The sequence below is a fragment of the Meiothermus luteus genome, assembly GCF_003574085.1.
GTDB classification, from domain to species: Bacteria; Deinococcota; Deinococci; order Deinococcales; family Thermaceae; genus Meiothermus; species Meiothermus luteus.
In genome coordinates this window covers 1-7210 of record NZ_QWKZ01000122.1, presented here as the reverse complement: position 1 = coordinate 7210, position 7210 = coordinate 1, and the positions used below count along the sequence as shown (strand labels likewise).

Below are 7210 nucleotides of genomic sequence, written 5' to 3'. Positions count from 1 at the left end.
CCAGGCGGGAAGTTCCCAGGGTATCAGGACCCGCTTTGCCTTAAGGGCCCCCACCACCCGCCTGAGCAGGGCCGTGGCCTCTTCCCGGGGAAGGCCTAGGGCCCGCATGGTCCAAGCCTCAAAGCGGGCGATCTGCTCTACCACCGCCCCGATATGCTCCAAAAAGCCTTTGACCCCCGCTGGGAGGCCCTGCCCTGGAACGACGACCCAGGCCTTTTTGAGGCCTGGTTAACCGGCCAGACCGGCATCCCGGTGGTGGATGCGGCCATGCGCGAGCTGCAGGCCACGGGCTTCCTGTCCAATCGGGGCCGCATGGTAGCGGCGCAGTTCGCGGTCAAGTTGGCCCTTCTTCCCTGGCAGAAGTGCGAGCGGGCTTTCCGCGACCTGCTCTTGGACGGCGACAACGCCTCCAACCTACAGGGCTGGCACTGGGCGGGGGGGCTGGGGGTGGACGCGGCGCCTTACTTCCGGATTTTCAACCTAATTGCCCAGGCCGAGGCCCACGACCCCGATGGGGCGTGGCTCCAGCGCTGGGTGCCCGAGTCGGGGGGCCGGCCCCGGCCCTACAAACCCCCGGTGCTGGACCTAGAACTGGCCCGCAGGCGCTACCTGGAGGCCGCCAGCTGGATCGCCAAAACCCCTGTTCGATGACCGCCGCGCGAAAATCCCCTATGCGACACAAAGGCATGAACTACCCACGACCAACCGCTATCCCGGCGTGGTCGGGGTTTCGCGGTTCGACGGAGCCAGACTTCGGCCCCTCCCCGCCCCCTGGTTCCCAGGGGTAGATTCCCTGCAGGACAGCCTGACGGCTGTGCACCCAGGGGTGTATGGCCCACCTCAGCATGACCAGAGCGGCGGCTTGGTCACGGTGCATCTCGCACCCACAGGGGCATCGGTGCACCCGCTGAGCGAGGGGCTTCTTCTCCTGGCGCAAGCAGATAGGGCAGGTCTGCGATGGCTTGACCCTGGAGGTGGGCACCTCTACCAGCCGCGTACCAGCTTCTTCCGCTTTGTACGCCAGCTTTTGCAGGATGCCCCACATCCCCACGTCGAGTATCGCTCGGTTGAGACCCGCTTTTCTGCTTCCACCCCCTACCGTCATATTCTTGACCCGTAACTCCTCAATTGCGATGAGTCCGTACCTAGAGACCCATAGCGAGGTCAGCTTGTGCTGGAAGTCGTTGCGCTGGTTCGCTACTTTGAGGTGCAGTCGAGCTATCTTGTGTTTGGTGCGCTTCCAGTTGCTGCCAAAGCGCTTTCTACGGGCAAGTTGGCGCTGCAAACCCCTGAGCTTGTTGCTGGCCTGTTTGAGGAAGCGGGGGTTTTCCACCCTCGTAGCGTCAGAGAGCGTGGCAACCGCTTCTACCCCCAGGTCTATGCCCACAGCGATGTTCCCCGTTTTACGGGCAGGCTGGCAACGGAGGGCAACAGTGGCGTACCAGCCGTGGGAGGTGCGGGTCAGCGTTACCCGAAGAGGCTCGCCCCATTGCCGAGGCTTGCCCCTGGCCTTGATAGGGCCGAGGTTGGAGAGGTGCAGCACGCCGTGTTTGCCGTTTGGACCCCGCTCGAACTTCCACCCGGCCTTGTCGGGGTAGCAAAAGCCCACAAAGCTCTTGCGGCTTTTGTAGCGGGGGTAGCCGGGTTTCTCACCCCGCTTGACCCGGCGGAAGAAGGCTTGGAAGGCCCGGTCTACCCGCCGAACGGTTTCCTGCAAGGCGTGGCTGCCCAACGAGCGGTACTCGGGAATGGCCGCCTTTAGCGCAGGAAGCTCGTTCTGCTGGTCGTAGTAGCCCACCGACTTGCCCTTCTTGTAGGCATCTCGGCGCTGTTGTAAGCAGGCGTTGTACAAATCGCAGTGCAGCCCGTTCCACCGCTCCAAGACTTCGAGCTGAGCAGGGGTTGGGTACAGCTTGTACCGCACCTGGCGTACGGACGCCAGTCCGTCCCGATAGGGAATCTGCGCCTGGCGGGTCTGCATATCCCCATTGTACCATACGGTTATGGTCAAGCTAAAGACTGCCAACAACGCTGCATTTCGCCTTACGTATCATTTGGTTCTAGTCACCAAATACCGGCGCAAATGTTTGACCGGGGTGATGTTGGAGGAGTTGCGGGAGAAGGTCGTCCAAGTGTGCGAGCAATGGGGTTGCGAGATGGTGGAGTTCTCCGGTGAGGCCGACCACGTACACCTACTGTTCGAGGCCACTCCGACTATCGAACCTGCAAAGTTCGTCAACAGCCTCAAGACCGTCACCAGTCGCGCCTTGCGCAAGCGCCACGCCGAACACCTCAGCAAGTTTTATTGGAAGCCTGTGCTGTGGTCGGGCTCGTACGCCATCCTGACGGCGGGTGGAGCGCCCTTGGAGGTGCTCAAGCGGTACATCCAGGGGCAGCGCAAGCCCCTAGATTAGCCGCCTTCGGCGGTGTGGGGCTATCCTTCCCCAGCCAAGGTGGAGCGCTTTGGCCGGGGACTGCCGCCCCACACCCCTATGGTTCAAAGCGATGCCGGGGGTTGGCTAAACGGAGGCAGGGTGAGCGAGCTGGTCGGTGAGCGCATCGCGCAGGGCCTCATGCTGTGGGCGCTGGCCTGCTTAGGCGGAGCGCTTTTGGGCCTGTGGCGCACCCAGGATGGGTTCTGGCGCCCGTTTTGGTTCATGACCGGGGTCTGGGGCCTGGTGAACGCCGCGATTGCCTATGGGGGTTGGCTGGGGGCTGAGCTCGAGCCAGCCGGCCTCCGCCGGCTGCTATGGATTAACGCCGGCCTGGACACCCTATACATCGCCGCGGGGCTGGGCCTGTGGCGGCGCCCCGAACCAAGGCTCAGGGGCTTCGGGCTGGCCATCGCCTGCCAAGGAATCTTCCTGCTGGGCTTTGACCTGTTCCATGCCCTACGAATCTGAACGTAATATAGACAAAATTTCTACATAGATTAAACGATTACCCTGGCCCCAGGGCTGGAAGAGGGGAGAAACCCGGGAATCCGATGACAACCGGCCTTTAGCAGGAGCACCGGCCCGCCAGCCCTAAAAGGAGGTACGAGATGAAGCTCAAACCGCTGCTCGTGGCAGGAAGCCTGGCCCTGCTTATCCTTGGCCTGACGCTCACCAACGCTCAGAGCACCACCCAGAATCAAACCATCGCGCAGATTGTGGCCACCAACCCCGACTTCAGCACCCTGCTGACTGCGGTGCAGGCCGCGGGGCTGGTAGAAACCCTCTCAGGCCCGGGCCCCTTCACGGTCTTTGCCCCGACCAACGCAGCTTTTGCCAAGATTCCTAAAGCCGACCTAGACAAGCTGCTGGCCGATAAGGCTGCGCTGACCAAGGTGCTCACCTACCACGTGGTGGCGGGCCGGGTGCCCTCGAGCCAGGTCGTTACCCTAAAGGAAGCCAAGACCGTAGAGGGCCAGAGCATAACCATCGAGGTCAAGGACGGCAAGGTCATCCTAAACGGCAGCTCTACCGTGACCGCGGTGGACATCCAGGCCAGCAACGGCATCATCCACGTTATAGACACCGTTTTGCTGCCCAAGTAAGCCCCCACGCGGCCAGAAGCAGCCCCTAGAGCCCCCACCCCGATTGCCGGGTGGGGGCTTCAGCGCTAAGATGTAGCTGCGAAGCTTCGGAAAGGAGCCTTTATGCGCTGGAAAAGCTGGTTCGTTGGGTTGGCGCTGGTCCTCGGTTTTGCCCTAGCCCAAAGCAACGGCACCGCCTTTGTGCGGTTTGCCCACCTGGTGCCCGATGCACCCTCGGTGGACATCCTGTCTGGGGGCAACAAGGTGTTTGAGGCCCAAGGTTTCAAGGACGTAACCTATTACGCCGAGGTGCCTGCGGGCAACCTGACCCTAACCGTTCAGACCACCGGGCAGAACCCAACCAAGGTGGTCGATGTGGTCCTACGGGTGCAGGCGGGCAAGTATTACACCGTGATGGCCCTAGGCACCGCCTCCAGCCTGAGGACCCAGGTGGTGGAGGACCGGCTGGCCCCGGCCGAAGGGGTCGCCAAAGTGCGAATCATCCACGCCTCTCCCGACGCCCCAGCAGTGGACGTGGCCCTGAAGAGCGGCCCGGTGCTGTTCCGCAACCTGGCCTTTGGCCAACGCTCCGGCTACGGCACGGTGCGGGCCGGGGCTTATGACCTCGAGGTGCGCCCCACCGGCACCCCCACCGTGGCCCTGCCCCTAGAGGGAGTAGCCTTTGAGGAGGGCAAGGTCTACAGCGTCTTCGCAGTGGGCCGGGTGGCCGACCAAAGCCTGGAGGTGGTGGTGGTGGAGGACAGCTTCGGTAGCCCGTAAGCCAGCCATAGGGCGAGGTCAGGTGGGCCGCTGGCCCGCCTTTTTTGTGGCCCCCGGAGATGTTTCGGCCGGGGTTTGGGGGCAGCATGGGGGCATGCCGCGCTGGCTTTTCCTCACCGCCTGCTTGGGCCTGGCCCTAGCCCAAAGCCCCCGCTGGAGCGGAACACCCAGCTACTTCCCGGTGACCGGGGCCCCAACCCCCGCCGGACCCGCGCTTGACCGGAGCTACGTCCTCTCCTTTCCCGCCCAAGGCACCCCCAAGGGCACCCTTATCCTGGTCCCGGGCTTCCTGGGCGGGGCCACCAGCTTTGAGGCCCTGGCCCGCCGGCTGGTGCTGGCCGCCCCGGGCTGGGCGGTCTGGGCCTGGGACCGGCGGGCCAACGGCCTGGAAGATCGGCGGGGCTTTGCCGCTCCTGACCCCTGGGCCTACTACCAGGGCTACCCCTTGCCCGAGGTCCCCTTCCTTAGGGACTGGGGCCTGAGGGTGCAGGGACTGGGGCCTGAGGGTGCACCTGGAGGACCTCGAGCGGGTCGTGGACCAGGCCCGACAGAAAGGCCCGGTGGTGCTGGCCGGCCACTCCCTGGGGGCCAGCCTGGCCTCGCTCTTCGCCCTTTACCGAGGGGATAAGCTGGACGGGCTGGTCCTGCTGGATGGGGCCCCGCGGCTTCTCGCGGTTGGCCCCCAGGCCTACCTGGAGGGTGCTCAGGGCCCTTTTGGCCGGCTGCCCGGCCTGAACGACCTGCTTTCAGGCCGCGCGCCCCCCTATGTGGCCGCCTTCGGCCTGGGTCCAGCGGCCTTAGCCCAGGCCGAGGCCCAGGCTTTCATGACCGCGCTGGACCCGGGGGCCGACGCACCCCCTGGCTGGGTGGCCTTCCGCAGCAGCCGGCTGGCTGCGACCTTATACCGGGTGGACGAGCGCTACGCCCTTTTCCCGGCCTTCGCGGTCTCCGCAGGGCAGGCCGTGGCCCGGGAGGGGCTCAGCCTCTTTGGGCTGGCCCTGGGCCGCCTGGCCTACACCATCCGGGGCCCCCGGGGCGGCCGGGTGGAGTGGTGGGATACCGGCGAGGCCACCGACCCGCTGGAGTTCGTGCAGCTCTACGCCACCCCCACCACCGGCTTTTCGGAATGGTTCTTCCCCTATCGGCTGGCCCTGGACATCGCCGCCTTTGAGGCAGCTATGCCGGGGCTAAGGCCCCGTCGGCTGCCCTACCCGGTGCTGGCCCTAGGGGCTGGGCGGGGACTGCTGCCGCGGGACGAGGACTTCGCCAACGCCGGGGCTTTTTTTCCCGAAACCCCCTTTGAGGTGCGCGTCTTACCGGATCTAACCCATCTGGACCTTCTCACAAACCGGTACGGGGCAGCCATTCAGCCCATCGCGAACTACCTAGCGAGGCTACCCCTCGGTCCAGCAGAGGCCGACACGACAACGAGAGGGGAATCAAACTTCCTATACCGCCCTCCAAACCATCCAAAGCAAACCCAAGCCCCCCAGCAACGCAGTGATTAGGGCGGCAGCACGGGTCTTGCGGAAGAAAAGTGAAAGCCCGAAGCCGGTCAGGGCCACCAGCAACAAGAAGCCCCCCGAGAGGTCGATCAACCAGCTCCAGGCCGCGCCTGCATCCCGCCCGCGGTGCAGGTCGTTGAGCACCGCCACCGGCCCTTGGGCCACCACCTTCAGGGTGTAGCTGCCGTCGGCCCGGCGGATGAAGGCATCGGCGGAGTAGCCCGGGCCACGGAAGCTGATAGAGGCCTCCTGGTCATCGGCGCGGGTATCGCTCACCCGGCCCTTCAGGTTGTGGGCAGCGCGGAGGGCCTCGGCAGTTTGCAGCCAGTCTACCTGCCCATCCCGCTGCCAGTTTTGCGGCAGGGTGCCGCTGTAGGTGTGGGTGGTCTGGGCGGTGCCAAAAACCCACTCGGGGTGGTTGAGGGTAATGCCCGTAGCGGCGAAGAAAAGCACCACCAAAAGACTCAGCATGGAGGCGTAGAGGTGCAGCCAGCGGGCCAGGGCATAAAGCCTCGAGCGCAAGGGTTTTGAGGTTCTTCCGCCTACTGCTTCAACCCTGCTTGTCATAGGCAAGCGTCACCTCCTTCAGCTCGCTGGCCACGCTGTAGCTGCGCTTGAAGGGGTTCTGGCCCAGGGCCACCTTCTCGCGGAAGAGCTCGTAGGGGCCGTGTTCCCGCACCAGTTCCACGCACACAAAGTACTCGCCCTGGTTCACCCAGTTGCCCTTATCGTCCTTGCCGTCCCAGCTCAGGGTGTAGCGGCCCGGCATCCGGGTCGGCCCCGAGACCGCCTCGCTAAGCTCGCTGCTGCGGTACCAGCGCCGCAGCTCGTTGAGCCAGCGGGGCCCCTTGCGGGACTGCTCAAACCAGACCGCCAGGGTGCGTACCGGCAGGCCCTGGGCGTTCTCCAGCCAGACCGCCACGTAAGGTGGGCGGTAGCGGCCCCCGCCCCCCACAAACTCAAAGGTGATGTCCAGCTTCATGCCGCTGGCCCAGCGGACCTGGGCCAGGCCCCGTCCAGCCCACAGGGTCAGGAAAAGACCGGCGGTGCGGTAGATAAAGTTTCGGCGGCTGACGAAACGACGCTGCATGGGTATCTCCTTGGGATTCATTGAATCCGGTGGTGGTCAAACTTGGGGTTGCTGTGGGTCTGGCCGTCTTGCTCCACCAGCAAGCAGCCCACCCCAAAGGTCTCGGCCAAGGCCAGGCTGAGCGTGGGCTCGAGCACGCAAAACGCGGTAGCCAGCACATCGGCGGTGGCGGCGGTGGGGGCCAGTACCGTGGCCTGCACCACCCGCGCGACCGGGCGGGCGGTGCGGGGGTCGTAGAGGTGGGCCCCGCGCCGGGCCAGGCCGCTGGTGGCCACCCCTTGGTTCTGAACCCGCGGGCGGGCCAGCGGGGGTGCATTG

General features: G+C 65.1%; 10 protein-coding genes and 1 pseudogene. 7 read left to right on the top strand and 4 right to left on the bottom strand.

All coding sequences use genetic code 11. The features are described from left to right. Positions 1–123: 123 nt before the first annotated feature. A pseudogene (locus tag Mlute_RS13435) lies at positions 124–651 on the top strand (FAD-binding domain-containing protein); the annotation flags it as partial. 40 nt (positions 652–691) lie between these two features. Here the strand turns inward: Mlute_RS13435 and Mlute_RS13430 are convergent. Further along, positions 692–1981 (bottom strand): RNA-guided endonuclease InsQ/TnpB family protein, encoded by a 1290-nt coding sequence (locus Mlute_RS13430; RefSeq protein WP_119361103.1) that lies wholly within the window; start codon positions 1979–1981, stop codon positions 692–694. Between the two features lie 22 nt (positions 1982–2003). Between Mlute_RS13430 and tnpA the strand changes: the two genes are divergently transcribed. The 6 genes from tnpA (at position 2004) to Mlute_RS13405 (ending at position 5805) form a co-directional block, all read left to right on the top strand. Further along, positions 2004–2414 carry an IS200/IS605 family transposase gene (tnpA, locus tag Mlute_RS13425; RefSeq protein ID WP_119361102.1) on the top strand — a complete coding sequence of 137 codons (411 nt, stop codon included), beginning with the start codon at positions 2004–2006 and terminating at the stop codon, positions 2412–2414. A 39-nt stretch (positions 2415–2453) separates the two neighbouring features. Further along, positions 2454–2903 (top strand): DUF6992 family protein, encoded by a 450-nt coding sequence (locus Mlute_RS16235; protein WP_245958983.1) that lies wholly within the window; start codon positions 2454–2456, stop codon positions 2901–2903. Between the two features lie 140 nt (positions 2904–3043). After that, complete coding sequence (locus Mlute_RS13415) at positions 3044–3538, top strand: fasciclin domain-containing protein (RefSeq protein WP_119361101.1); 495 nt, start codon at positions 3044–3046, stop codon at positions 3536–3538. A 102-nt stretch (positions 3539–3640) separates the two neighbouring features. After that, complete coding sequence (locus tag Mlute_RS13410; RefSeq protein ID WP_119361100.1) at positions 3641–4297, top strand: DUF4397 domain-containing protein; 657 nt, start codon at positions 3641–3643, stop codon at positions 4295–4297. 94 nt (positions 4298–4391) lie between these two features. After that, a complete protein-coding gene (locus Mlute_RS16230) occupies positions 4392–4925 on the top strand; it encodes a lysophospholipase (protein WP_245958982.1) in 534 nt (177 codons plus the stop codon). After that, a complete protein-coding gene (locus Mlute_RS13405) occupies positions 4810–5805 on the top strand; it encodes an alpha/beta hydrolase (RefSeq protein ID WP_245958985.1) in 996 nt (331 codons plus the stop codon). The genes Mlute_RS16230 and Mlute_RS13405 overlap by 116 nt, the downstream gene beginning before the upstream one ends. On the opposite strand, the gene Mlute_RS13400 is transcribed toward Mlute_RS13405, so the two are convergent. The 3 genes from Mlute_RS13400 to Mlute_RS13390 all read right to left on the bottom strand — a co-directional run. After that, on the bottom strand, positions 5746–6369 hold the full coding sequence (locus Mlute_RS13400) for a PepSY-associated TM helix domain-containing protein (protein ID WP_119361099.1): 624 nt from the start codon (positions 6367–6369) through the stop codon (positions 5746–5748). The two genes, Mlute_RS13405 and Mlute_RS13400, sit on opposite strands and share 60 nt — an antisense overlap. After that, entirely contained in the window at positions 6353–6892 is a 540-nt protein-coding gene (locus Mlute_RS13395; protein WP_119361098.1) for a DUF2271 domain-containing protein, read from the bottom strand. The genes Mlute_RS13400 and Mlute_RS13395 overlap by 17 nt, the downstream gene beginning before the upstream one ends. A 17-nt stretch (positions 6893–6909) precedes the next feature. Continuing rightward, positions 6910–7210 (bottom strand): FAD:protein FMN transferase (locus Mlute_RS13390; protein ID WP_147371103.1); only part of this gene is annotated, 301 nt, incomplete at its 5' end.